Consider the following 24,300-nt stretch of genomic DNA (forward strand, 5'->3'; position numbering starts at 1 on the left):
TGTGGAACGGTCTGATTTTTGTGGAGCGGCGAAGATAGATTTTTCGCCGTTTTTCATTGGAGCGGGTGAAGGGAATCGAACCCTCGTCGTAAGCTTGGGAAGCTTCTGCTCTACCATTGAGCTACACCCGCGTTGCCAGCATTCTACGCGCGTTTGCGAAGGTTTGACAAATTCTCAACCGAAGTGCGCGCATGCTGCTTGTTAGCCATGCGCGCAGCATCACATCACTCGGGCGACTCGACCTCATACCCCTTCGCCGCCAGCGCCGCGATCACGCCTTTCGGATCGAAAATATCGTCTATCGACAATAGCGCAAACGTCGAAGCATTGGTATCCAGCGCCTTCTCGGCCGATGCGATCCACTTCGCATTCGCACGCGCCTTCACGTTCTTCCATTCAGGCTCCGTATCGAGCGCGGCGCTGTTCATCAGCGCGCCGAAACACGCTTCCTCGCGTTCGGCGTAGTTCAGCTTGCGCATCTCATCCACGTCGCCCTTGGCCCAGGCATTGGCGCGCGCTGTTGCGCCATCGAGATCCTGCTTCAGTGTGGCCATCGTTGTCCTCAGGCAGGCAGCGTCAGCCAGGTTCGACTTCTTGAAGTTCTTAATCAACGCGCGCGCATTGTCCGTCGGTAGTTCAACCTCCGTCGACGTCTGTTTCAGCTCACTCTTCTTGATCAGGGCGAGCAGCTGCTTGCGCACCGCATAGCCGTTGACCAGGCCCGCCTCCTTGCGCGCCGCTTCCGTCAACGCCTGCGCGGCAAAGATCGGCCGCTCGCGTTCGACATCGCTGTTCTCCGGGAGGTAGGTTGCCTTGAGCGTGCTCCACTGCGCGTAATCTTCCTGCGGCAGAACATCACGCAGCTGCGCGCCATCCGGATTCTTGCGCATGCCGATCAGGCTTGGCAACAGCGTGACCATTTTGAAAAAGCCCGGCTTGGCTGTGGCGCCTGGTGGTGACAGGTACTCCTGCGAATGCTTGATGACGTTTTCCACCTGCTGCGAACGCCATGTTATGTTCTTCGGCAGCGGCGCATAGGTGCCAAACACCCACAGCACATGATCGCCCTTCTTTACCTTCCACATGCCAGGGCCAGGGCGCTGGGCGACGACGTGAATCTGTTCCGGCGCAGGTTCGATCGCGTCCGTGGTGACAACCGCGGCAGGCGGGGCACCGGCCCCGTCAATCGACTGTGCCCATCCAGGGGCAGCCAGCAACGACAAGCACAGTGCGGGAACGACGAGTGGGCGCATGAAGGTATCCTGTTGTGAAAGTGGCCAGAAGCGTGCGCCGATTATGAGGCGGCCACTGCGGCGATCACAAGGACTTTCGAATGCATACGCAAGATGCAGTGTACGAATAAGGATTGCTTGGGAGGGGTGCAAGCCCGCCTCCGCACGCGTCACGATGCCGCTACGTGGATCAGTACTCGCCAGACTGCTCAAGCAGCGACTGCGCCACCCGCAAGCCCTCGACCATCACGGCAAACGCTTCGTGCTTGGTTGCCTCGTCCGGCACGCGCAGCACGTACGATGGGTGATAGATCGTCACGACCCACGCGTCGCCATGGCGCACCGGTTGGCCGAGACTGTCCCTGAGCGTCACGTTCCCCTTCTGCAGCACCGATTTGAGCGCAGTGGCCCCCATCGCCACGATCACCTTCGGCTTGCGGGTAGCGATTTCTTTTTCGAGCCAGTAGTGGCAGGCTTCGATCTCTTTCTGCGCCGGCGTTTTGTGCAGGCGCCGCTTGCCACGCGGCTCCCACTTGAAATGCTTGACGGCGTTGGTGATGTACACGCCCTTGCGGTCCACCTCCGCCTGCGCAAACACGCGATCGAGCAGCTGGCCGGCCGGCCCGATGAATGGCTGGCCGGACAAGTCCTCCTGGTCGCCCGGCTGCTCGCCGACAAGCATGATCTGCGCATGGTCCGGCCCGATTCCGCCGACGGCCTGCGTCGCGTGCTGCCACAGTTCGCAGCGCCGGCATTCGTCGAGCTTCGATGGCTGCTCGCGGTCGGGCTGGGCCTTCTCGGCCGCGATCGGGATCGTGGTGCCGCGGCGCTGGCCCACCTCGGCGACCTGGCCGATGCGGCGCGCGCCCAGGCCGGCTTGGCTGACCATCGACGGCACCAGCGCGCCCTCGGGCAGGTTCTTCCAGAAGCGCGACGGCACATGGCTTTGCATGACCTTCGTGTTCAGGCGCGCGGGGTTAAAGATGCTGCGGTAGTAGGTCAGCCACAGCGCCTCGCCGTCGTCTTCGAGGTCGGCGGGGCCGGACATCAATGGCCCCGCATCGTGCAGCGTAGCGCCGTCCCACAGCACGCTGGCTTCGGGCGTGGCGATCATCCAGGTCATCTTGCCCATGCGGGCAACAAAATGTTCGGCCACCTGCGGCAGCACGTCGTGCGCGGGTTCGAACCAGGCGACGAACTGCGGCGGCCCGGCCTCGATCGGCCGCTCACGAAAGCGGATATACGCAAACATGTCGTGCACCTCGCGCCGCACCGCCTTGACCATCGACGTCAGCCGCGCGCCATCGGGGTCGGCGGGCGACTGCACATCGTGCTCGCCCTGCTGCCAACGCCAGACCACGCGGTACAGGAAGGCCCAGCGGTCTTGGTCGCGGTAGCAGGCGGCCGTCTGCAGCATCTCCATCAGCGAGCGCGGTACCTGCGGCCTGGGCGTGGCTTGTGCCACCCGTTCGGCAGGCGGGGCGGCGAGAAGGTCGCCAGTCGGCTGCACCGTCTCCAGAGCCGATGCGGGCGCTGCCGGCGCGCTCGAAAACAAATCGGCGCCGGGCTCGCCCCAGGTCACCGCCTCGGGCGGCACGCCTGCGCGCAACAGGGCGCGGGCCGTGGCGCGCCACTCGACGAACGAGGCCACCAGCAGCGGCTGGCCTGCGCGGACCGCGGCGACGGCTTCGCTGGCGACGACGGCTGCGCTGGCCGCGGAGGTCATGCTGCCTGCAGCTCCGGCCACAGGTTCATCTGCTGCGGCGCATCGGCCATGTGCTTGCGCAACAGGTCGGAGCTGGTCGCGCCCTGCGCCGGCTTGTAGTCGGCGGTGATGACAAACGGTGCCAGCTTTTTCAGGCTGCAGCGCAGCCGCGATAAATCTTCCCAGCGGATGCGGCGAATGCGGCGCAGATCCGCGATGCGCTTGGCGTTGCGCAGGCCAATGCCGGGGATGCGCGCGATCAGCGTCGCATCGACGCGGTTCAGGTCCATCGGAAACTGGTCGCGGTTCGACAGCGCCCAGGCCAGCTTGGGATCAATGTCCAGCGCCAGGTTGCCCGTCTGCGGCATGATTTCGCCAGCCGTGAAGCCGTAGCTGCGCAGCAGGAAATCGGCCTGGTACAGGCGGTGCTCGCGCAGCAGCGGCGGTGGCGCGAGCGGCACGCTCTTGGGGCTTTGCGGGATCGGGCTGAACGCGGAGTAGTACACGCGCTTGAGTTTATAGCTGCCGTACAGCGTCTCGGCCGTGTTGAGGATCGTGTGGTCGTCGCTGGCATCAGCCCCGACGATCATCTGCGTGCTCTGGCCGGCCGGCGCGAACGCGGGCGACCTTGGCTCTTCGGCTTTTTCATCGAGCTTGCGCCGGATGGAGCCCATCGCCAGCTTGATCGTGTGCACGCTCTTTTCGGGCGCGAGCTTCGTCACGCTGTCGTGCGTGGGCAGCTCGATATTGACCGACAGGCGATCGGCCCAGCGCCCCGCTTCGGTGATCAACAGCGGGTCGGCATCGGGAATCGTCTTGAGGTGGATGTAGCCGCGGAAGTTGTGCACCTCGCGCAAGGTGCGCGCCACGGCCACCAGCTGCTCCATCGTGTAGTCGGCCGACTGGATGATGCCGGAGCTGAGGAACAGGCCATCGATGTAGTTGCGCAGGTAAAAATCCTGCGTCAGCTTGACCACTTCATCGACCGCAAAGCGGGCGCGCGGCACGTTCGACGTGCGCCGGTTGATGCAGTACTGGCAGTCGTAGATGCAGAAGTTGGTGAGCAGGATCTTGAGCAGCGAGACGCAGCGACCATCGGGCGTGTAGCTGTGGCAGATGCCCATGCCGGTGGTGGCGCCCAGGCCGTCCTTGCCCTCGGAGCCGCGCTTGGGCGCACCGCTGCTGGCGCAGGATGCGTCGTACTTGGCCGCGTCGGCCAGGATTTCGAGCTTGTCGTTGAGTTCCATCGGACGCCCGTGGCTGTATGGGCATACAGTATAGCGTGGCGTGTCATGACAGAGGGTGCGGCAGCGCACCCGTGCGGGGGTGGCGCCGGTTCAAAGACGGGACGCTAGTTATGCGTGCAGCAAGCCTTCGGCCAGCGACAACTGCTGCGCATCCATGCGGCGCGCGGTGCGGGCCAGGTAGTCGCGTGCCGGTCCGATCCCGGCGCCGCCCGCCCGATGCAGCCACGCATACGCTTCCACCAGATCGCGCGGCGCGCCCTGCCCCGCCGCATACATCACGCCCAGGTTGAACTGGGCGCGCGCGTGGCCCTGGCGCGCCGCGCACAGGTACCAGAAATGGGCGGCTTCGTAATCCTTGTCCGCGCCCTTGGCGCAGTCGTAGCGCAGCCCCAGTTCGAACTGCGCCAGCGCGTGCTTCTGGTCGGCCGCCTTGTGCAGCCAGTCGGTGGCTTCGGCCGGGTCGCCCAGATCGAGCCGGTCGAGCAGCGTGGCCACCATGTACTGCGCCGCCGCGTAACCCTGAGCCGCGGCGCGCCGGTACCACCCAAGTGCCTGCACGCTGTCCTGCGCCGCGCCGATGCCGTTTTCGTGGCGCAGGCCCAGGTCGAACTGCGCGCGCAGGTGGCCCTGTTCGGCGGCCTTGCGGTACCACGCCGTGGCCTCCACCGCATCGCGCTCGACGCCGTTGCCCGTGTCGAGGAGCTGCCCGAGGTGGTACTGCGCCACCGGCAAGCCCTGCTCGGCCGCACGCCGGTACCAGATGGCCGCCTGCGCCGCATCCTGCACCACGCCCTGGCCGTGCTCGTGACGCATGCCCAGGCTGTCCTGCGCGCCCGCATGGCCCTGCTGCGCGGCGCGCCGGTACCAGATGGCGGCCAGCGCGTCGTCCTGCGGCACGCCGTGGCCGGTATCGTACATCAGCGCCAGATTGAACTGCGAGCTGGCATGGCCCTGGATGCCCGCGCGGCCGTACCACAGCATCGCCTGTTCGCCGTCCGCTTCCACGTCCTGGCCCTTGTCGTAGCGCAGCCCGAGATTGAACTGGGCCGGCGCGTAGCCCTGCAGCGCGGCCTTGCGCAGCCAGCCGAGCGCCTGCACCGGATCGCGCGCCACGCCCTGGCCGCTGTCGTAGCGCAGGCCCAGGCTGTACTGCGAACGGGCGTAACCCTGTGTGGCGGCGCGCCGGTACCAGTCCAGCGCCGCATCGTGGTCCTGCGCCACGCCCTTGCCGGTGTCGTACATCATCCCGAGATTGTGCTGGGCGCCCGGCTCGCCCTGCTCTGCGGCGAGGCGGAACCAGTGCAGCGCGCGGCCCACGTCCTGCGCCACGCCCTGCCCCTTGGCGTACAGCCAGCCCAGGTTGTACTGGGCCAGCGCGTAGCCCTGGCTGGCGGCGCGCTCGTACCAGTGGGCGGCCAGCATGAAGTCCTGCGGCACACCCTGGCCCTTCTGCAGCATCACGCCGAGGTTGTACTGGGCCTGCGCCAGATTGGCCGTGGCCGCGCGCCGGTACCAGCTCACCGCCAGTTCATCGCTTTGCGCCACGCCCTGGCCGTTCACGTACATGAAGCCCATGCTGTGCTGGGCCTCGGCCACGCCCCGCTCGGCCAGGCCTTTCACACGCAGGAATTCGGCGCTGTACAACGACGTGTCGGGCATGCCCACTCAGGCCAGCACGGCGCGCAGGTTCGATCCGGGCCGGGTGCGCAGCGCCACCATGAAGTCGCCCAGCGAAATCGGGCGGTAGAACAGATAGCCCTGCATCGTCATGCAACCGTTGGCGCGCAGGTAGCGCGCCTGTTCCTCGGTCTCGACGCCTTCGGCGATCAGGTTCAGGCCCAGGCCACGCGCGATCGAGATGATCGCCAGGATCACCGGATAGTGGCCGTCTTCCTCGTGGATCTCCTTGACGAACGACTGGTCGATCTTGATCGTGTGGATCGGGAAGCGGTGCAGGTACGACAGCGACGAGTAGCCGGTGCCGAAGTCGTCGATCGCGATCGACACGCCCAGCTCGCACAGTTTGTTGAGCTGCTCGATTGCATACTGCGGGTTACGGATGCAGATGTTCTCGGTGATCTCGACTTCGATCTGCTGCGGCGAGATCGCGTAGCGCGCCAGGGCCCCGCGCATCTTCTCGAAGAAGTCGCCGCGATCGAGGTATTGCGGCGACAGGTTCAGCGAGAGACGGATGTCGCTGCCGCCGACGGCGTTCCAGCGCAGCATGTCGCGGCACAGCGCGCCGATCATCCAGTCCGAAATCGGCAGCATCAGCCCGTTTTCTTCGGCGAACGGCAAAAATTCGCCGGCCGACAAGCGCCCGCGCGTTGGATGGTTCCAGCGCATCAGCGCTTCGGCGCCTGTGATGTTGCCGGTCATGGCGTCGATCTGCGGCTGGTAGAACATCTCCAGCTCGTCGTGCTCGAGCGCACGGCGCAGCGCCTGTTCCAGCGCGATCTTCTGGTGCGACACTTCGAGCATCGAGTCGTGATAGAAGCTGTGGCCGTTCTTGCCCAGCGCTTTCACCTGGTACATCGCGATGTCGGCGTGGCGCAGCAGTTCGTCGATCGATTCGCCATCTTTCGGATAGATCGCGATGCCGATCGAGGCCGAGATGTGCACTTCGTGGCCATCGAGGTCGAACGGCAGCTGCAGGCAGGCCAGGAATTTGTCGGCGACCATGCGCGCATCGTCGTGGCTGACCAGTTCGGGCAGCACGATGGTGAATTCGTCGCCGCCCTGGCGCGCCAGCGTGTCGCCCTTGCGCAGGCATTCCTTCAGGCGGCTGGCCGCCTGCTGCAGCAGTTCGTCGCCCTTGACGTGGCCGAGCGTGTCGTTCACGAGCTTGAAGCGATCGAGGTCGATGAACATCACCGCGAGTTCGGTCTGCTTGCGCTTGGCCTGGATCACGGCCAGCCCCAGGCGGTCCTTGAACAGGATGCGGTTTGGCAGGTCGGTCAGGATGTCGTGATAGGCCTGATAGGCGATGACTTCCTCGGCGCGCTTCCTGTCCGTGATATCGCGCGCCACGCCGTAGGTGCCGAAGAACTCGAGCTTTTTCACTTCCTGGTCCGGCACATGCATGCCGATCGCGTTCAGCGAAATCGTCATCAGCGTCGTGTTGAACGTGCGGTCGTTGCTGGTGTTGCCATTCCCGCCCCGGCACTTCAGGCGCAGTTCGACGTTGCGCGATGCGCGTTCGTCGATGCGGCGCTCGTTGAACACATAGCGCGCGCGTTCCAGGTCTTCTTCGTGCACGACGATCGAGTAATGCTTGCCGATCAGCTCTTCGCGCGTGTAGCCGAGCAGCTGGTAGGCGCGGTCATTGACGAACGTGAAGCGGCCTTCGTGATTGAGCGTATAGATGATGTCCGGCGACGAGTCGACCAGGTAGCGGTACATCTTCTCGGAGTTCTCGAGCTGGTTCGCGATGCGCGCGTTTTCCAGCGCCAGGCGCCGGCGTCCCAGTGCGTTGCTGACGGTCGAGAGCAGCTCTTCGCGGCTGTACGGCTTGCGCAGGTAGCTGTAGGCGCCGCGCTTGAGCGCGCCGATCGCGGCGTCGATGCCCACCTCGCCGCTCATCACGATCACATCGGCGTCGATGCCCCTGTCGTTGATGAAGTCCATGATCTCGTGGCCGCCGATATCGGGCAGGCGCAGGTCGAGCAGGACCAGGTCGAAGCGCTGGCGCGACAGCTGCGCCAGCGCTTCGGTGCCGGATGGCGCGGTCACGAGGCGGTAGCCACGCCCCTGAAGCAATTCGTACAGCGACGCCAGCAGACGGGGTTCATCGTCGACCAGCAGCAGGCGTGGCTGGCTGTCGGCGTCGAGTGTCGGGGAAAACGGGGATGGTTCACCAGGGAGCATGGTGGCAGGGTGCGCGTGCATGGTGAGGGGTCAGGCGGAACCGAGCGCGCGCGCCGGCAGCGCGAGCGCCGTGCCAGCGCCGGTGTACGCCGGCAGGAGTATTTCAAACGAGGTACCGGAACTGGCGCTGCGGCAGGCGATATGGCCGCCCATCTTCTTGACCAGGCCATGGACGATCGACAGGCCCAGGCCGCGCTTGCCGCCATCGGGCGCGCCTTCCTTGCTGCTCTTGACGGGCATGAACAGATTGGCCAGCACTTCGCGCGACAGGCCCGGGCCGTTGTCGCTCACGCCCAGTTCGACGTACAGGTGGCGCTCACGGTTGACGTGGCCGCGGTTGACGACCTCGATCCGGCCGCCGCTCTTGTGCTGCGGCCCGAATGCTTCGACTGCGTTCTTGACCAGGTTCACCAGGATCTGCTTGAGCACATCGGGGTCGCCCTCGATCGCGCTGTCGCCGTCCATGTGCGCCACGATCTGCACGCCGCCCGGCACGAAGCCGCTGGTGCGGAACAGGCGCAGCACATCGTCGACGACGCGGGCGGCATCGACCGGCCGCGGACCGGTCTCCGGCACCTGCGGTTCGGCCAGGGAGCCGATCAACTGGCCCACGCGGTCGATCTCTTCGTTCAGGATCGACAGCTCGCCGCCCACCGGTTCCTGGCGCGCCAGCTTGCCGTCCAGGATGCTGAGGTAATTCTTGATGATCGCCAGCGGGTTGTTCACTTCGTGCACCACGCGACGTGACGCGTCGCGGAATTCTTCGGCCACATTGGCCAGCTGGCGCCGTGCGTGACCGCGTTCGAGCAGCAGGTTCTCGAGGGCGCCGGCAGCCTGCGCGCCGAAGGCCTGCATGAACCGCTCGCGGCGCTGGCAATGCGGCAGCTGCCAGGTCGGCACGCCGCCAACCAGCACGCCCAGGCAGCGCGCGCCAGCTACCAGTGGGACCACCACCAGGCTATCGGTGCCCAGGATGCGCAGCAGCTGTTCTTCGGCCAGGCCTAACTGCTGGCGGTTGCCTCCCACGAACGCGGGGCGGCGCTCCAGCGCGCTGCGCGCCACGGGGCCGCCCTTGGCCAGCGACACCGAAAAATCGGCGATGCGCGCCACGCCCGGCGCCGGGGCGCCCGACAACAGGTGGCCGGTGGGGTTCTCAAGCAGCACGACGGCGCTCTCGAAATCGAACAGGATGCGGGCGGTGCGCGTCATCGCGTCGAGCAGGCTCGACTCGCCCTGCTGGCGCGCCAGCGTCTGGCCAACTTCGGACACCAGCACCATATTGCGCACTTCCTCGTTCAGGCGCTTTTGCACCGGGTCGACCGCCGGCGGCGGCGCATACGCGGACGGCTGCGGGATGTCGTCGGCGCCTGCCAGATCGATGCCCAGATGCGCGGCGGCCTGCTCGACCTGACGCGCGGCGCCATCCATCAGGTGCGCCGTGCGCACGGCGTCGATCCCGCACAGCGCGCAGGCGTCGTGCACCATCGCCTCGTCGTGCGCGTGGCAGGTCAGCACATGCGCCAGGCGCACGATGCGGATCAGGGGATGGCTGCCTTCCAGGCGGTCGCCCGCCTCGTGGTGGTACAGCACCGCGTCGGCCAGGAACGAATCGAGCTGCCAGCGTTCGATCAGCCAGGCGCCCGCTTCGGCGTGGGTGATCTGGAGCGTGCGCTGCTCGACCGCGCACAGGTCTTCGTCATCGAGCGCGGTGAAGTTGAACGCGTATTCCTTGGGCGCGGCGGCCAGCAGCGCCAGGCGGCCGACATTGTGCAGCAGGCCCGCCAGATAGGCTTCTTCGGGATGCACGTAGTCGAGCATGCGCGCCGCATCGCGCGCGATCACGGCCGCCGTCAGGGAGTTTTTCCAGAACGCGCGCAGGTCGATGCTGCCGGCATGCGGGAAGCTGTTGAAGGTCTGGAATACCGAATCGCTGATCACGAGCGTCTTGATCATGTCGGTGCCCAGCGCCACCAGCGACTGTTCGAGGTTGGCGCTGCGCGTGCTGCGGTGGTAGGCCGAGCTGTTGGCGACGGCCAGCAGCTTGGCCGTCATGCCGGCGTCCTTCGCAATCAGCGCGGCGAGTTCCGGCATGCCGAGATCGTCGGCCTGCAGGTGCTCGATCAGCTTGACCAGGATCTGCGGCATGGCCGGCAGCCGGGCGATCAGCAAGCGATTGCGAATATCCTGATCGGATAGGAGCATGTTATCAAGCACGGCCGCCACTTGTCGAAGGGTTCTGGTAGGTGGCGATCGCGCCCGAACAGGCATGCCACGTCGCCCTGCACTTCAGTGCATGGAACAGGCGAGAGGTTTGCCCACTGCTCCAGGAGATAAAAACGTATCGTAACATATATACATTTCTGATCAGGAACAATAGTTACGGGAATACTCGTTGCAACGGACGTCCGTGGGGCGTAAACACGGACACGCTCTAAAACTTGTTGTAACGATACGACTGTTTCCGCGATTCACGCTCATTTCATGCAACGTCAGGGTGTCGCTTCGCCCCGGGCGCGCAGCTTGCGGCGATGGCGCCGCGCGGTATCCCAGCACAAGAGCGACAGCAGCACGAAGAATGCCTGGCCGAGCGCCAGCGCCAGCACCGAATGCGACAGCGCCGGCGCGACGGCGCCGGCCACGACCGCGCCCAGCAGCGTCAGAATGAACGACTGGCATGACGCCACCGTGCCGCGGATGCGGGGGAACAGGTCAAGCGCCAGCAGCGTCGCGCCGGGCGCGATCAGCGAGCTGCCAAAGGTGAAGAAGAACATCGGCGCCACGGTCCACGGCAGGGCCGGCGGAAGGAACGCGTGGTAGATCACGTTGAAGGTCACGGCGCCCAGCATGAAGAAAAAGCCCATGCGGATCTGGCGCGCGAAGTCCATCTTGCCGGCCAGCCGGTTGGCAACGAGCGAACCGAAGAAGATGCCGCTCACGGTCGGCACGAACAGCCACGCGAATTCGGACGGGCCCAGGCCCAGACTTTCGGGCAGCATGACGGGCGCCGCGGCGATATACAAGAACAGGCCGGCGAAGTTCAGCGCCGTCACGCCGGCCATCGTCAGAAACAGGAACGAGCTGAAAACGGCGCCGTAGCTCTGCGCCAGAAAACGGGGATTGAACGGCTGGCGCTCGGTCGGCGGCACCGTCTCGGGCAGGTGCTTCCAGCAGAACCAGAACAGCAGCACGGTATAGACCGACAGCGCCAGGAAGATCGCACGCCAGTCGAGCAGCGTGACGATCCAGCCGCCCACCACCGGCGCGATGGCCGGGGCGATCGAGAAGATCATCGTGACCATCGACAGCAGGCGCGCCGCCGCGGTATCCGAATACAAATCGCGGATGATCGCACGCCCCACCACGACGCCGGCCCCGGCCGACACGCCCTGCAGCACACGAAACACCCACAGGTATTCCACCGAGGACGCCGAGGCGCAGCCGAAGCTGCCGATCGCGAACACCACGAGCGCCACCAGGATCACATTGCGCCGCCCGAACGCATCGGACAGCGCGCCATGCCACAGCACCATGACGGCAAAGGCCAGCATGTAGGCGGTGAGGGTTTGCTGGACCTGCAGCGGCGTGGCGGCAAGCTGGGCCTGGATCTGCGGGAACGCCGGCAGGTAGGCGTCGATCGAGAATGGCCCCAGCATCGACAGCGCCGCCAGCAGCGTTGCCAGCCCGCCTGCCGAGAGCATCGCGATCTTGTGCGGCGGCGGCGGCGGCACGGGGGTGACGGGGTCCTTGGGCAGATCGGATGGTTCTGGCAGCATGGGGCGGTTCCGGGTCAGTCCTGCTTTGGTTTGGCTTCCTCGCGGCGGTTGAAGCCCGCCACCATATCGAAGCGGAACAGGCGGCATTCGAGCGCGCCATTGAAGAACGGGGTCTTGCGCGACTCTTTCAGGCGCAGCATCTTCGGCAGGCCCAGGTCGGCCGTGAACAGGTAGGCGGTCCAGCCGGCAAAGCGCTGCTTGAGCGTCGTGGAAAACGCGGCGTAGAAGCCGGCCGCCATGTCGTCCTGCGGCACGGTGCTGTCGCCGCGCACGCCGATCCGCTCGCCGTACGGCGGGTTGGTGAGCAGGATGCCCGGCTCGGTCGTCGGCGCCGACACGTGCTGCGCTTCGATCTGCTTGAGCGGCACGTCGAACAGGATGCCGGCGATCTTCAGGTTATGGCGCGTCATTTCGACCATGTCGCCCGAGATGTCCGAGCCGAAGATGGTCGGCTCCTGCGGCAGCACGTTCGGCTTGACCGCCGCTTTCATCGCGGCCCAGGCCTGGCGGTCGTGGTCGGCGAATTTTTCGAAGGCGAAGCTGCGGCGCGCGCCGGACGGAATCCCTTGCAGCATCTGGGCGGCTTCGACGAGGATCGTGCCCGAACCGCACATCGGATCGAACAGCGGCACGCCCGGCTTCCAGCCCGAGACGCGCAGCAGGCCCGCAGCGAGGTTCTCGCGCAGCGGCGCGTCGCCCGTCTCTTCACGCCAGCCGCGCTTGAACAGCGCTTCGCCCGAGGTGTCGAGGTAGACGATGAAATTGCGGGCGTCGAGGAAACCGACGATGCGCATGTCGGGTTCGCGCGTGTTGACCGACGGGCGCTTGTCGTACTGGTCGCGGAAGCGGTCGCAGATCGCGTCCTTGATCTTGAGCGTGGTGAATTCGAGGCTGCGCAGCGGCGACTTGACGGCCGTGACGTCGACGCGGATCGTGTGATCGGGGCCGAACCAGTCTTCCCAGGTTTGCTCGAGCACCAGGTCGTAGATGTCGTTTTCGGTGGTGTAGCTGCGCTGCGCCATGCGCATCAGCACGCGCGACGCGATGCGCGAGTGCAGGTTGAGCAGCCAGGCATCCTGCATCGTGCCCGAGCAGTGCACGCCGCCGGGCACCTGGTTGTGCACTTTCAGCGTGGTGCTTTGGGCGGCGATCTCGCCGATTTCTTCGGCCAGTGCCGCTTCCATGCCGCGTGGGCATGGGCAAAAATAGGAAGCCATGAGGGGTACCCTTTGTCCGTTGATGAAACGATGGAAAATTAAACGCGCCACCGGCCCGGGCCGATGACGCAGCAATACAAAAAATGCAGGTTTAGAACGGCTTGACGGTCACCAGAATGACAATCGCCAGCATCAGCACGACTGGCACTTCATTGAACCAGCGATACCATTTGTGGCTGCGCGTATTGACGCCGCGCTCGAATTTCTTGAGGATGCCGCCGCACATATGATGGTAGCCGATGGTCAGGAACACGAGCAGCAGCTTGGCATGCAGCCAGCCGCCCTGGATGCCGTAGCCCAGCCACAGCCACCCGCCCAGCAGCACCGCCGGCACCGACAGGATCATCGAGAAGCGGTACAGCCGGCGCGCCATGCCCAAGAGACGATCGCGCGCCGCAGGGTTGGTTTCCTCGGCCAGGTTGACGAACAGGCGCGGCAGGTAGAACAGGCCGGCGAACCAGGACGCAATGAAGACGATGTGCAGTGCTTTGATCCAGAGGTACATGCTTTCCTTGTGGTGAACGTTGAATTCAGTTGCGTACTTCGCCGTGCCCGAACACGACGTACTTGAGCGACGTGAGGCCTTCCAGTCCCACCGGGCCGCGTGCGTGCAGCTTGTCGTTCGAGATGCCGATCTCGGCGCCCAGGCCGTATTCGAAGCCGTCGGCAAAGCGCGTCGACGCATTGATCATCACCGATGCCGAGTCGACTTCGCGCAGGAAACGCATGGCGCCGCTGTGGTCTTCGGTGACGATCGATTCGGTGTGCTTCGACGAGTATGCATCGATGTGGTCCATCGCCTCGTCGATGCCGGCCACCACCTTGATCGCCAGGATCGGGGCCAGGTATTCGGACGACCAGTCTTCTTCCGTTGCCGCGACCAGATGCGGATAACCGGCCAGGACCGCGAACGCTTCCGGGTCGGCGCGCAGTTCGACGTCTTTGGTCGCATACAGCTCGGCCAGGCGTGGCAGCACGGTCGGCGCGATGCCGCGCGCGACCAGCAGCGTTTCCATCGTGTTGCAGGTGCCGTAGCGGTGGCACTTGGCGTTGAACGCGATGGCCAGCGCTTTATCGATATCGGCCTTGTCGTCGATGTAGACGTGGCAGATGCCATCGAGGTGCTTGATCATCGGGACCGTGGCTTCAGCCATCAGGCGCGCGATCAACCCCTTGCCGCCGCGCGGGACGATCACGTCCACATACTGCGGCATCGTGATCAACGCGCCGACGGCGGCGCGGTCGACCGTGTCGACCACCTGCACTGCGGCCTGCGGCAAGCCGGCGCCCACCAGGCCTTCGGCCACCAGCGTGGCCAGCGCGCGGTTGCAGTGGATCGCTTCCGAGCCACCGCGCAGGATCGCCGCATTGCCGCTCTTGATGCACAGGCCCGCCGCATCGACCGTCACGTTCGGGCGCGCTTCGTAGATGATGCCGATCACGCCCAGCGGCACGCGCATCTGGCCAACCTGGATGCCGCTCGGGCGCACCTTCATGTTCGAGATTTCGCCGACCGGATCGGGCAAGGCGACGATCTGGCGCAGACCCGCGACCATCGTCGCGATCGCGGCGTTTGACAACGCCAGGCGGTCCATCAGCGCCGGGGCCAGGCCGGCCGCCTGCGCGGCCTCCAGGTCACGGGCATTGGCGGCGCGCAGCAGGTCGGCGTCGCGCTCGATCGCATCGGCGATCAGGCTTAGGGCGCGGTTGCGGGTGGCGGTGTCGGCGCGTGCCATGGCGCGCGCGGCGGCGCGGGCCTGCTGGCCCAGCTGGTGCATGTGTGCGGTGATGTCCATCGTGTTTTCCATTGCATTAACCTGGCTCGCGCACGGCGGCGATGGCCATCGGCGTTGAAAATAGCCTTACCGCGCCACCCGCAACGCCAGCTGCAACATCGCATCCCACGCGTCGCCCGCAAATTGTTTGGCGCGCAAGCCCTTGACCATGCGGTCGACCTGCGCCGCTTGTTGCAGCGCCGCTTCGAGCGTCGCGAGCGACACGCGGCGCAGCGCCGGCTCCATCATCCGCTCGCGCGGTCCCCAGATCCGGTATTCCTTGAGCAGGGCGTTCAATGGCCGGCCCTGCCCCATCCCGCTCTTCAATTTTAGCAGCGTGCGGATTTCCTCGGCCACCGCCCACAAGACCAGCGGCAGCGCTTCGCCTTCACCCTTCAGGCCTTCGAGCATGCGCACCAGGCGCGCCGTATCGCCCGTAAGCATCGCCTCGGACAGCTTGAACACGTCGTAGCGCGCCACGTTCAGCACGGCGTCGTGCACCTGCTCGAACGTCAGCTTGCCCGGCTCGTGCAGCAGGCCGAGCTTTTGAATCTCCTGGTGCGCCGCCAGCAGATTGCCTTCGACGCGGTCGGCGATGAAGTCCAGGCTCTGGCGCTCGGCGCTCTGGCCCTGGCTTGCTAACCGGTTGCCGATCCAGGCCGGGAGCTGCGCGCGCTCGATGTTCGGGATGTCGATGTAGACCGCAGCCTGCTGCAGCGCCGTTACCCACGACGCCTTGGCCGTCTGCCAGTCGAGCTTGGGCAGCGTGATCAAGGTCAGGTTGTCGGGGCTGAGGTCTTTCGCATACGCCTGCAGTGCGGCGCTGCCGTCCTTGCCCGGTTTGCCGGTCGGGATGCGCAGCTCGATCAGCTTCTTGTCGCCGAACAGCGACAGCGCCTGATTCGCCGCCAGCAGCTCGCCCCATTTGAAGGTGCGCTCCACGCTGAGCACATCGCGCTCGGTATAGCCCTGCGCGCGCGCCGCCTTGCGGATGCGGTCAGCCGCTTCCAGCGCCAGCAGATGCTCGTCGCTGGCGATCACGTACAGCTGCGCCAAGTTCTTGGCCAGGTGGCCGTCGAGCGCTTCGAGCCGCAGTTGCATCGTTTATGGCGTCGGCAAGGCAGCTGCCGGCGTCGCTGGCGCCGTCACGGGCGCCAGCGGCTTGATCGCCACCAGGCGGCGCAGGACCTGCTGCACCAGGTCGGACTGCATGTCGCGGTACAGCAGCGCTTCTTCGGATTCCTTGGCCAGCACCTGCGATTCATCGAACGCGATATTGCGGCGCAGGGTGATCTCGGTGGGCGCCAGCAGCTGGCGGTTGTTGGCGTCGCGCACCTGGAACACCAGCGTGTAGCTGAGCGCGTATTCACGCACGCGACCCAGGCTGTTGAGCGACAGGATCGCCTTGCCACGCGACTCGCTGATCACGTCGAACAACGCCTCGGCCTTGGAGGCATCGGGCTCGATGCGCACGTTGTCGCCCGCGCGCAGGTTGCGCTTGAGCTCCGTGCCCAGTGGTGAGGCTTCGTTGAACGACAGCCAGATGCTCTGGAACGGCAGGTTGTACTGGCCGTCGCTGCCGCGCAGCTTGAAGCCGCAGCCGGCAAGGACGGCGACCATCAGGACAGCACCGAGGGCGCGTACGAGGAAGTTGTTGTTGGAGGTGTTCATCATCAGACCACGATATTGACAAGTTTGCCCGGCACGACGATGACCTTCTTCGGCGTGCCTTCGATGAACTTCTGCACCGCTTCGCTGGCCAGTGCAGCCGCTTCGATGGACGCCTTGTCGGCATCCTTTGCGACCTTGACCGAACCACGCAGCTTGCCGTTCACCTGGATCATCATGTCGATCTCGGACTGTTCGAGCGCCTGCGGATCGACTTCCGGCCATGGAGCGTTGAGCAGGTCGCCATGCACGCCCGCAAAGCCAAGTTCCTGCCACAGTGCGTGCGTGATGTGCGGCGCGACCGGGTTCAGCAAACGCAGGAAGATCGAGAAGCCTTCGGCGATGATGGCGTTGGACGCTGCGCTGTCATCGAGCTTGCCCGATTCGAGCGTGTTGAGCATCTTCATGCAGGCCGAGACCACCGTGTTGTACTGGATGCGCTTCAGGTCGTAGTCGGCCTGCTGCAGGATCTTGTGCACTTCGCGGCGCAGCGTTTTCTGTGCGTCGGTGTGCGTGCCCTGCACTTCACCGGTCAGTGCCGCGGCAATGCGCGCGCGCTGCGCGTAGCCGAAGGCCCACACGCGGCGCAGGAAGCGGCTGGCGCCTTCGACGCCGCTGTTCGACCATTCGAGCGTCTGCTCCGGTGGCGACGCGAACATCGTAAACAGGCGCGCGGTGTCGGCGCCGTACTGCTCGATCTGCGCTTGCGGGTCGATGCCGTTGTTCTTGGACTTCGACATTTTTTCGGTGCCGCCGATTTCGACCGGCTGGCCGTCGGCCTTCAACACGGCGCTTTGCGGGCGGCCCTTGTCATCGAAGGTCAGCTCGACGTCGGCCGGGTTGAACCAGGTCTTCTTGGTCGATGCGTCTTCGCGGTAGTAGGTCTCGTTGAGCACCATGCCCTGCGTGAGCAGGTTCACGAACGGCTCGTCGAATTTGACGAGGCCGAAGTCGCGCATCACCTTGGTCCAGAAGCGCGCGTACAGCAGGTGCATGACGGCGTGTTCGATGCCGCCGATGTACTGGTCCATCGGCATCCAGTAATCGTTGCGCTCGTCGACCATTGCGTTGTTGGAACCCGGCGACGTATAGCGCATGTAGTACCACGACGAATCGATGAACGTGTCCATCGTGTCGGTCTCGCGGCGCGCAGGTTTACCGCAGGTCGGGCAGTCGCACTTGAGGAACGCTTCGTCTTTGTTCAGCGGATTGCCGGTGCCATCCGGGACCAGGTGCTCGGGCAGCACGACCGGCAGGTCGGCTTCGGGCACCGGCACGATGCCGCACTCGGCGCAGTGGATCATCGGGATCGGCGTGCCCCAGTAGCGCTGGCGCGAGATGCCCCAATCGCGCAGGCGGAACGTGACCTTCTTGGCGCCCAGGTCCTGGCTCGCCAGTTCACCCGAGACCGCGTTGACGGCCGAGGTGTAATCGAGGCCGTCGTACTTGCCCGAGTTGATCGTGCGGCCGTTGTCCTTGTCGCCGTACCACTCCTGCCAGGCGTCGAGCGAGAATTCCTGGCCTTCGACGGCCACGACCTGCTTGATCGGCAGATTGTATTTTTTGGCGAAGCCGAAATCGCGTTCGTCATGCGCCGGCACGCCCATCACGGCGCCATCGCCGTAGGTGATCAGGACGTAGTTGCCGACCCAGACCGGGATCTGTTCCTGCGTGACCGGATGGGTGACGAACAGGCCGGTCGGCATGCCCTTCTTTTCCATCGTCGCCATGTCGGCTTCGATGACGGAACCGAGCTTGCATTCGGCGATGAATTGCTGGAGCGCCGGGTTGTTCTTTGCGGCGTGCTGGGCCAGCGCGTGCTCCGGCGCCACGGCGCAGAAGGTCACGCCCATGATCGTGTCGGCGCGCGTAGTGAAGACGTACAGCTTGCCGTCGTCGATTGGCGCGCCGGTGTCGTCAGCGATCGTGTGCGGGAACGCGAAGCGCACGCCCGTCGACTTGCCGATCCAGTTGGCCTGCATCGTGCGCACGCGCTCGGGCCAGCCTGGCAGCTTGTTGTCGACATGGTCGAGCAGCTCATCGGCGTATTCGGTGATGCGCACGTAGTACATCGGGATTTCGCGCTTTTCAATGAGCGCGCCCGAGCGCCAGCCGCGGCCATCGACGACCTGCTCGTTGGCCAGCACGGTCTGGTCGACCGGGTCCCAGTTCACGGTACCGGTCTTCTGGTAGATGATGCCCTTCTCGAGCATCTTGAGGAACATCCACTGGTTCCACTTGTAGTAGTCCGGCTTGCAGGCGGTCATCTCGCGCGACCAGTCGATCGCCAGGCCCATCGACTCCATCTGGCCACGCATGTGGGCGATGTTCGAGTAGGTCCATTCGGCCGGCGGCACGTTGTTGGCCATGGCCGCGTTTTCCGCCGGCATGCCGAATGCATCCCAGCCCATCGGCATCAGAACGTTGTAGCCGTTCATCCGCAGGTAGCGGTACATCACGTCATTGATCGTATAGTTGCGCACGTGGCCCATGTGCAGCTTGCCTGATGGGTAAGGCAGCATCGAGCAGGCGTAATACTTGCCCTTAGGGAAACGCGGATCGTGTTCGACGGCTTTATAGGCGTCGATCGATTTCCAGTAGGCCTGGGCGGCCTGTTCGACTTCGGCTGGACTATATTTTTCTTGCATGATTTCTGCAGACGTAATGTGGGAGATGGAACCGGTCATTATAACCTGTTGATTTTGCACTACGGCGTGGCGTGGTGCAGGAAGGATGGTGCGGTGAGACAGCGTCCGCTGAACGCTGCCCCGGGTAATTCAGCGCAGCACGAGTTTCAATGCCGGCGTTTCACCATAATCTTCATACCGCTCGTTGATGCCGCCAATACAAAAGGCCAGCTCCTCGAACAGGTCCGGCACGGCGGCTTTCATGGCTGCCGCGTCGCGGAGTACGATCTCGAGCACTTCGTCCGGCGCCAGCTGGAAGCTGGTCATGTTTTCGTCGTCGCGCAGGTAGCTCAGGCAATCGACCCAGGCGTCGATGCTGTTCGCGTACGACGCCGGGAAACCGAACGCGGCCCGGCTTTGCGCATGAAACGACGCCTGGTCGACGATCGCGGCGCCGTTCAGTTCTGCAACAGCCATATCAGGCTTTCAAGCCCAGCACGTCCTGCATGTCGTACAGGCCGTGGGATTTGTCTGCCAGGAAGCGAGCGGCGCGCAGCGCGCCGTGTGCGTAGGTCACGCGGCTGCTGGATTTGTGGCTGATCTCGATGCGCTCGCCCGTGCCCAGGAACATGACGGTGTGGTCGCCCACGACGTCGCCGCCGCGCACGGTGGCAAAGCCGATTGTCGACGGATCGCGCTCGCCGGTGACGCCTTCGCGCCCGTACACGGCGCATTCCTTGAGGTCGCGGCCGATGGCGTCGGCGATCACTTCGCCCATCTTGAGCGCGGTGCCCGACGGCGCATCGACCTTGTGCCGGTGGTGCGCTTCGACGATTTCGATGTCGTAGCCTTCGGCGAAACTTTTGGCTGCCATTTCGAGCAGCTTGAGCGTGACGTTCACGCCTACGCTCATGTTCGGTGCGACCACGAGCCCGATTTTCTCGGCGGCGGCGGCGATCTCGGCCTTGCCGGCGTCATCGAAACCGGTGGTGCCGATCACCATCTGCTTGCCGTTGGCGGCGCAATACGCGAGGTGCGCGAGCGTGCCTTCGGGGCGGGTGAAGTCGATCAGCACGTCGGCGTTGTGCAGGCCGTGCTTGATGCTGTCTTCGATCATCACGCCAGTGAGGAAGCCCCCGAAGGCGCCGGCATCCTGCCCGATGAACGGCGAACCGGGCATGTCGAGGGCGCCCGCCAAGCGGGCGTCGGGTGCGTACTGGATGGCTTCGATCAGCATGCGCCCCATGCGGCCGCTGGCGCCGGCTACGGCAATATTCAACATCGTCATGGCAATCCTTACTGCTGGGTTGCCGGGGCGGTCACCGTGATCGGTGCGACCGGACGGCTTTCCGGCTTTTCTTTCTTGCTCGGCACCTTGGCGGGGCCGGCGATACGGTCGATGTAGTCGCGCTCGCTTGGCAGGTTGCCGCCTTCGAAGCGCTCGACCACGTCATCCTTGAAGAACACGGTGACGCGGCTGGTGGTCAGTTCGCCATTGCCACGGGCCAGGTAGAACGGGTAATCCCAGCGGTCGGCATGGAACGCATCGAGCAGCAGAGGCGAGCCGAGCAGGAAACGCACCTGGTCGCGCGACTGGCCGACCTTCAGCTGGTTCAGCATCTCCTGCGAGACGAAGTTGCCCTGCTGGATGTCCGGTCGGTAAGGCGAGAAGATCCACAGGAACTTTTGCAGGCGCGAGGCTTGCACGGTCTGCGCGCCGGCATTGGCAATGGCGGCCGATTTGTCGGCGTCGGCCGCGGTGGCCGCCGAGTCCGTTGCCACCGGTGGCGCCGGACGGGTCTGGTTGCGCCAGGACGCGCAGCCGGACAGCGTCAGCGTGCAGACGAGACCTGCCGCCAGCACCGCCTTGGCGGAAAATCGATGGGATACGGCTTGTTTGACGCGCATAGGTAACCTCAAATCGTTCGAGCGGGAGCTTTCAAAACGCTATATCATAAAGCACTCCGCCAATATGCGAGTAACAAACATGAGTAACAATCCGACCGACCTGAAGGCAAGCGGCCTGAAGGCCACGCTCCCGCGCCTGAAAATCCTGGAAATCTTCCAGAACAGCGCCGTGCGTCACCTGACTGCCGAAGATGTCTACAAGATTCTGTTGGCTGAAAACATGGATGTTGGCCTGGCCACCGTCTACCGCGTCCTGACGCAATTCGAGCAGGCCGGCCTGCTCAACCGTAACCACTTCGAAACCGGCAAGGCCATCTACGAACTCAACGCCGGCTCGCACCACGACCACCTGGTCTGCGTCACCTGCGGCCGGGTCGAAGAATTCTACGACGACGAGATCGAGCAGCGCCAGAAGATGATTGCCCAAACCCACGGCTATACGATCGTCGACCATGCGCTGGCGATCTATGGCAGTTGCCCGCAGTGCCAGGCAGCGCGTAAAGCAAGCTGATCATCAGCCGCCCGCAGGGCTGGCCAACAAAAAAGGGCGCACCGGAATTTCCCGTGCGCCCTTTTTGCATCCAGCAAGCTTACGGCTGGCTCAGTGCGTTCGACAGCAGCTTGGCGGTGATGTCCACGATAGGGATCACCCGCTCGTACGCCATCCGCGTGGGGCCGATGACGCCAAGGGTGCCGACGATGCGGCCATCGACGGCGTACGGCGCGGTGACGACGCTCATCTCGTCCATCGGCACCAGGTTCGATTCGCCGCCGATGAAGATCTGCACGCCCCCGGCCTTGCTCGACATGTCGAGCAATTGCATCAGGCCCGTCTTTTGCTCGAACATCTCGAACATCTGGCGCAGCGAACTCATATTCGACGACAGGTCGGTCACCGACAGCAGATTGCGCTCGCCGGAAATGACCACGTCGTCGCTCTCGGCCATCGCCTCACTGCCGGCCTCGACCGCCGCATGCATCAGGCGTCCCATGTCGTCGCTCAGCTGACGCAATTCGCCGCTCAGGCGTTGGCGCACGCCGTCGAACGACTGGCCGGCAAAATTCTGGTTCAGGTAATTGGCCGACTGCGACAATTGCGCCGGCGTGTAGTCGACGTCGGTCAGCAGCAGGCGGTTCTGGACGTCGCCACGGGGATCGACGATCACCAGCAGGATGCGCTTTTCGGACAGGCGCAAGAATTCGATCTGCTGAAACACCGATTCGCGGCGCGGGCTTTGCACCACACCGGCAAACTGCGACAGCGACGAGAGCATCTGGGCCGCGTTGGCGATCAGCTTTTGCGGATGCTGCAACGGCAGGCGCATGCGCTCGGCGCCGACCGTCGTTTCATCGAGCTGCTTGACGGTCAATAGTGTATCGACAAACACGCGGTAGCCGCGCGGCGTCGGGATGCGGCCGGCCGATGTATGGGGACTGGCGACGAAGCCCATGTCCTCGAGGTCGGCCATGATGTTGCGGATCGTTGCGGGCGACAATTCCAGCCCCGACAGCTTGGACAGCGCGCGCGAGCCGACCGGCTGGCCGTCGGCAATATAGCGTTCGACAAGCGCTTTGAGCAGGGTTTGGGCACGGTGATCGAGTTGCATGGTTCCGGGAAGCGTCTTTTTCTGTGGTGCTGGGATAAGAATCAAATTGGGGCGCGGCACGGCAGCGCAAGGCTTGCGGTCCGTCCCAGTGTTATACGCGCATCGGCGCAGATCCGTGTGGCAACTCGTGCGGTGGCTCCTGTGACGGCTCGTGCGCGGCATCGAGCCAGTCGAGCAGCGCATCGATGCTGTTCACCTCGACATCGGGCCGTACCTGGTCGGCCAGCTCGTTGATCTTGCCGCTGCGGTTCATCCAGGCTGCGCGCAAACCCGCCTGCTGGGCGCCCTGGACGTCAAGCAGCAGGTCATCACCCACATACAGGGTATCCGCCGGCAGCACCCCGAGCGCAGCGCAGCCGGCCAGGAAAATCCCCGGATCCGGCTTGGCCGCGCCAAAGTCGCGCGCCGCCACCGATGCCTGGAACTGGTCGGCCAGGCCGATCGTGACCAGGTCGGCCACGCCGTTCGTGACCGAGCCCAGCAACGCGCGCTGCCGGAGCCGCGCGAGGCCCGGCGCCACATCGTCATACAGCGTCACCGCATTGCGCGCGGCAACAAAGACGACCATGGCCTCGTCCACCCGGGCAACGTCCTCCCCCACCTGCTCGAACGCCGCGATCAGGCCGGCGTGGCGCAGCGCGCTCAGGTCGATCCCGTACCGGGGCTCGCGGGCCAGCAATTCCAGGCGCGCCTGGCGCAGGCTGTCGATCGTGAACCGCTCGGCCACGCGCGGCGCATGCTGCTGCAGCCACGTATACAAAATGGTTTCGGCAGCCCGGATCACGGGCACGATCGGCCACAGGGTATCGTCGAGGTCGAACAGTACGGCTTTGGGCCAGGGATGGCGGGTCATCGGCTTCCAGGGAACAGGCATGAAAAAACGCTACGCCAGCATAGCGATGCATACGGCCAAAAGCAAACCGCACGGCCTGCGCGTTGCTTATATGACATTGTGCTTACAACCTGATACACATGCAAATGGGACGCAAATGGACCGGTTGCCTAATAAATGAACTAAAATGTTGAGCGATTTTTTGATTCCAACCGCGCAGCCTGCGCTTTCCCGCTAGATTATTTGGAGAATATATGAAGAGTTCCTACCTGCGCGCAAGCGCAGCGCTGGCATGCGCGGTCCTGTTGACGGCTTGCGGTGGTGACGATGGCCAACTGCTGCTGGGCGGCCAGATTGCCGGCGTGACCAAGCCGGGCATGGTCCTGACCAATAACGGCGGCTCCGACTATGAAATCCCGGTGCCGTCGAACGGCACGGGCGTGACCACATTCTTCTTCCCGACCCGGATTTCGTCGGACGACAAGTATGACGTGCGGGTCAAAAGCACCCCGACGAACATCGAAAAGTGCGAGTTGTTCCAGAACACGGGCCGCGCCGGCTTCGACGTGACGACCATCCAGATCGCCTGCACGTTCAAGACCCAGGCCCTGACCGGCACCGTCAGCAATCTCAAGAACGACCTGGTCCTGGTCAATGGCTCGGACCGCGTTCCCGTCCCAGCCGGCGCGACCACGTTCTCCATGGCCCGTGTGGCGCAGGATGCGCCCTATGGCGTCTCGATCCTGGCAAACCCTGCCGGCCAGAGCTGCACCATTGCCAATGGCGTCGGCACCATGGGCGCGGCCGATGTGAACAACGTGACCATCACGTGCGCACCTTAA

21 protein-coding genes and 1 tRNA gene are annotated in these 24,300 nt (G+C 64.6%); 3 read left to right on the forward strand and 19 right to left on the reverse strand.

The features are described from left to right. Positions 1-57: 57 nt before the first annotated feature. The 17 genes from NX775_RS10160 to NX775_RS10240 all read right to left on the reverse strand — a co-directional run bounded on the left by NX775_RS10160 (position 58) and on the right by NX775_RS10240 (position 21,019). Positions 58-131 (reverse strand) — tRNA-Gly (locus NX775_RS10160). A 93-nt stretch (positions 132-224) separates the two neighbouring features. After that, a complete protein-coding gene (locus tag NX775_RS10165; protein WP_258835885.1) occupies positions 225-1,253 on the reverse strand; it encodes a TraB/GumN family protein in 1,029 nt (342 codons plus the stop codon). 169 nt (positions 1,254-1,422) lie between these two features. Next, entirely contained in the window at positions 1,423-2,958 is a 1,536-nt protein-coding gene (locus tag NX775_RS10170; RefSeq protein ID WP_258835886.1) for a UdgX family uracil-DNA binding protein, read from the reverse strand. Further along, a complete protein-coding gene (locus NX775_RS10175; protein WP_258835887.1) occupies positions 2,955-4,184 on the reverse strand; it encodes a putative DNA modification/repair radical SAM protein in 1,230 nt (409 codons plus the stop codon). Before NX775_RS10175 ends, NX775_RS10170 begins: the two co-directional genes overlap by 4 nt. 108 nt (positions 4,185-4,292) lie before the next feature. Continuing rightward, positions 4,293-5,843: an SEL1-like repeat protein gene (locus tag NX775_RS10180; protein ID WP_258835888.1), complete on the reverse strand. Its 1,551-nt coding sequence runs from the start codon at positions 5,841-5,843 to the stop codon at positions 4,293-4,295. A 6-nt stretch (positions 5,844-5,849) separates the two neighbouring features. Continuing rightward, positions 5,850-8,072, reverse strand: a complete 2,223-nt coding sequence (locus NX775_RS10185) for a putative bifunctional diguanylate cyclase/phosphodiesterase (protein ID WP_258835889.1) — start codon at positions 8,070-8,072, stop codon at positions 5,850-5,852. A 9-nt stretch (positions 8,073-8,081) separates the two neighbouring features. Continuing rightward, positions 8,082-10,253, reverse strand: a complete 2,172-nt coding sequence (locus NX775_RS10190; RefSeq protein ID WP_258835890.1) for an HDOD domain-containing protein — start codon at positions 10,251-10,253, stop codon at positions 8,082-8,084. 287 nt (positions 10,254-10,540) lie between these two features. Beyond that, positions 10,541-11,824 (reverse strand): multidrug effflux MFS transporter, encoded by a 1,284-nt coding sequence (locus NX775_RS10195; RefSeq protein WP_258835891.1) that lies wholly within the window; start codon positions 11,822-11,824, stop codon positions 10,541-10,543. Positions 11,825-11,838: 14 nt separating this feature from the next. Beyond that, positions 11,839-13,041: a THUMP domain-containing class I SAM-dependent RNA methyltransferase gene (locus NX775_RS10200; protein ID WP_379730857.1), complete on the reverse strand. Its 1,203-nt coding sequence runs from the start codon at positions 13,039-13,041 to the stop codon at positions 11,839-11,841. Between the two features lie 91 nt (positions 13,042-13,132). Beyond that, positions 13,133-13,546 (reverse strand): CopD family protein, encoded by a 414-nt coding sequence (locus tag NX775_RS10205; protein WP_258835892.1) that lies wholly within the window; start codon positions 13,544-13,546, stop codon positions 13,133-13,135. Positions 13,547-13,571: 25 nt separating this feature from the next. After that, positions 13,572-14,837: a glutamate-5-semialdehyde dehydrogenase gene (locus NX775_RS10210; RefSeq protein WP_258835893.1), complete on the reverse strand. Its 1,266-nt coding sequence runs from the start codon at positions 14,835-14,837 to the stop codon at positions 13,572-13,574. 66 nt (positions 14,838-14,903) lie between these two features. Next, a complete protein-coding gene (gene holA / locus NX775_RS10215) occupies positions 14,904-15,917 on the reverse strand; it encodes a DNA polymerase III subunit delta (RefSeq protein ID WP_258835894.1) in 1,014 nt (337 codons plus the stop codon). 3 nt (positions 15,918-15,920) lie between these two features. After that, entirely contained in the window at positions 15,921-16,490 is a 570-nt protein-coding gene (locus tag NX775_RS10220; RefSeq protein WP_258835895.1) for an LPS-assembly lipoprotein LptE, read from the reverse strand. Continuing rightward, positions 16,490-19,132: a leucine--tRNA ligase gene (gene leuS, locus NX775_RS10225; RefSeq protein WP_258835896.1), complete on the reverse strand. Its 2,643-nt coding sequence runs from the start codon at positions 19,130-19,132 to the stop codon at positions 16,490-16,492. Before leuS ends, NX775_RS10220 begins: the two co-directional genes overlap by 1 nt. Positions 19,133-19,261: 129 nt before the next feature. Next, positions 19,262-19,588: a barstar family protein gene (locus NX775_RS10230; RefSeq protein WP_258835897.1), complete on the reverse strand. Its 327-nt coding sequence runs from the start codon at positions 19,586-19,588 to the stop codon at positions 19,262-19,264. Between the two features lies 1 nt (position 19,589). Continuing rightward, complete coding sequence (dapB, locus tag NX775_RS10235; RefSeq protein WP_258835898.1) at positions 19,590-20,399, reverse strand: 4-hydroxy-tetrahydrodipicolinate reductase; 810 nt, start codon at positions 20,397-20,399, stop codon at positions 19,590-19,592. Between the two features lie 8 nt (positions 20,400-20,407). Then, entirely contained in the window at positions 20,408-21,019 is a 612-nt protein-coding gene (locus NX775_RS10240; RefSeq protein ID WP_258835899.1) for an outer membrane protein assembly factor BamE, read from the reverse strand. Positions 21,020-21,098: 79 nt separating this feature from the next. Between NX775_RS10240 and fur the strand changes: the two genes are divergently transcribed. Continuing rightward, positions 21,099-21,530 (forward strand): ferric iron uptake transcriptional regulator, encoded by a 432-nt coding sequence (gene fur / locus NX775_RS10245; protein WP_258835900.1) that lies wholly within the window; start codon positions 21,099-21,101, stop codon positions 21,528-21,530. A gap of 79 nt (positions 21,531-21,609) precedes the next feature. Here the strand turns inward: fur and hrcA are convergent, their stop codons facing one another. Together hrcA and NX775_RS10255 are read right to left on the reverse strand one after the other, a co-directional pair. After that, positions 21,610-22,626 (reverse strand): heat-inducible transcriptional repressor HrcA, encoded by a 1,017-nt coding sequence (gene hrcA, locus NX775_RS10250; protein WP_258835901.1) that lies wholly within the window; start codon positions 22,624-22,626, stop codon positions 21,610-21,612. 91 nt (positions 22,627-22,717) lie between these two features. Beyond that, positions 22,718-23,479, reverse strand: a complete 762-nt coding sequence (locus tag NX775_RS10255) for an HAD family hydrolase (RefSeq protein WP_258835902.1) — start codon at positions 23,477-23,479, stop codon at positions 22,718-22,720. Between the two features lie 19 nt (positions 23,480-23,498). Here NX775_RS10255 and NX775_RS10260 point away from each other — a divergent pair, with 19 nt between their 5' ends. Next, complete coding sequence (locus tag NX775_RS10260; RefSeq protein WP_258835903.1) at positions 23,499-23,639, forward strand: hypothetical protein; 141 nt, start codon at positions 23,499-23,501, stop codon at positions 23,637-23,639. Between the two features lie 73 nt (positions 23,640-23,712). Further along, a complete protein-coding gene (locus NX775_RS10265; protein ID WP_258835904.1) occupies positions 23,713-24,300 on the forward strand; it encodes a hypothetical protein in 588 nt (195 codons plus the stop codon).

Source organism: Massilia aurea (genome assembly GCF_024753205.1).
GTDB classification, from domain to species: Bacteria; Pseudomonadota; Gammaproteobacteria; order Burkholderiales; family Burkholderiaceae_D; genus Telluria; species Telluria aurea.

Coding starts and splice junctions, on each gene's coding strand:
- NX775_RS10165 (WP_258835885.1), bottom strand. CDS start 1,253: ATGCGCCCACTCGTCGTTCCCGCACTGTGCTTGTCGTTGCTGGCTGCC.
- NX775_RS10170 (WP_258835886.1), bottom strand. CDS start 2,958: ATGACCTCCGCGGCCAGCGCAGCCGTCGTCGCCAGCGAAGCCGTCGCC.
- NX775_RS10175 (WP_258835887.1), bottom strand. CDS start 4,184: ATGGAACTCAACGACAAGCTCGAAATCCTGGCCGACGCGGCCAAGTAC.
- NX775_RS10180 (WP_258835888.1), bottom strand. CDS start 5,843: ATGCCCGACACGTCGTTGTACAGCGCCGAATTCCTGCGTGTGAAAGGC.
- NX775_RS10185 (WP_258835889.1), bottom strand. CDS start 8,072: ATGCACGCGCACCCTGCCACCATGCTCCCTGGTGAACCATCCCCGTTT.
- NX775_RS10190 (WP_258835890.1), bottom strand. CDS start 10,253: ATGCTCCTATCCGATCAGGATATTCGCAATCGCTTGCTGATCGCCCGG.
- NX775_RS10195 (WP_258835891.1), bottom strand. CDS start 11,824: ATGCTGCCAGAACCATCCGATCTGCCCAAGGACCCCGTCACCCCCGTG.
- NX775_RS10200 (WP_379730857.1), bottom strand. CDS start 13,041: ATGGCTTCCTATTTTTGCCCATGCCCACGCGGCATGGAAGCGGCACTG.
- NX775_RS10205 (WP_258835892.1), bottom strand. CDS start 13,546: ATGTACCTCTGGATCAAAGCACTGCACATCGTCTTCATTGCGTCCTGG.
- NX775_RS10210 (WP_258835893.1), bottom strand. CDS start 14,837: ATGGACATCACCGCACACATGCACCAGCTGGGCCAGCAGGCCCGCGCC.
- holA (WP_258835894.1), bottom strand. CDS start 15,917: ATGCAACTGCGGCTCGAAGCGCTCGACGGCCACCTGGCCAAGAACTTG.
- NX775_RS10220 (WP_258835895.1), bottom strand. CDS start 16,490: ATGATGAACACCTCCAACAACAACTTCCTCGTACGCGCCCTCGGTGCT.
- leuS (WP_258835896.1), bottom strand. CDS start 19,132: ATGCAAGAAAAATATAGTCCAGCCGAAGTCGAACAGGCCGCCCAGGCC.
- NX775_RS10230 (WP_258835897.1), bottom strand. CDS start 19,588: ATGGCTGTTGCAGAACTGAACGGCGCCGCGATCGTCGACCAGGCGTCG.
- dapB (WP_258835898.1), bottom strand. CDS start 20,399: ATGACGATGTTGAATATTGCCGTAGCCGGCGCCAGCGGCCGCATGGGG.
- NX775_RS10240 (WP_258835899.1), bottom strand. CDS start 21,019: ATGCGCGTCAAACAAGCCGTATCCCATCGATTTTCCGCCAAGGCGGTG.
- fur (WP_258835900.1), top strand. CDS start 21,099: ATGAGTAACAATCCGACCGACCTGAAGGCAAGCGGCCTGAAGGCCACG.
- hrcA (WP_258835901.1), bottom strand. CDS start 22,626: ATGCAACTCGATCACCGTGCCCAAACCCTGCTCAAAGCGCTTGTCGAA.
- NX775_RS10255 (WP_258835902.1), bottom strand. CDS start 23,479: ATGACCCGCCATCCCTGGCCCAAAGCCGTACTGTTCGACCTCGACGAT.
- NX775_RS10260 (WP_258835903.1), top strand. CDS start 23,499: ATGAAAAAACGCTACGCCAGCATAGCGATGCATACGGCCAAAAGCAAA.
- NX775_RS10265 (WP_258835904.1), top strand. CDS start 23,713: ATGAAGAGTTCCTACCTGCGCGCAAGCGCAGCGCTGGCATGCGCGGTC.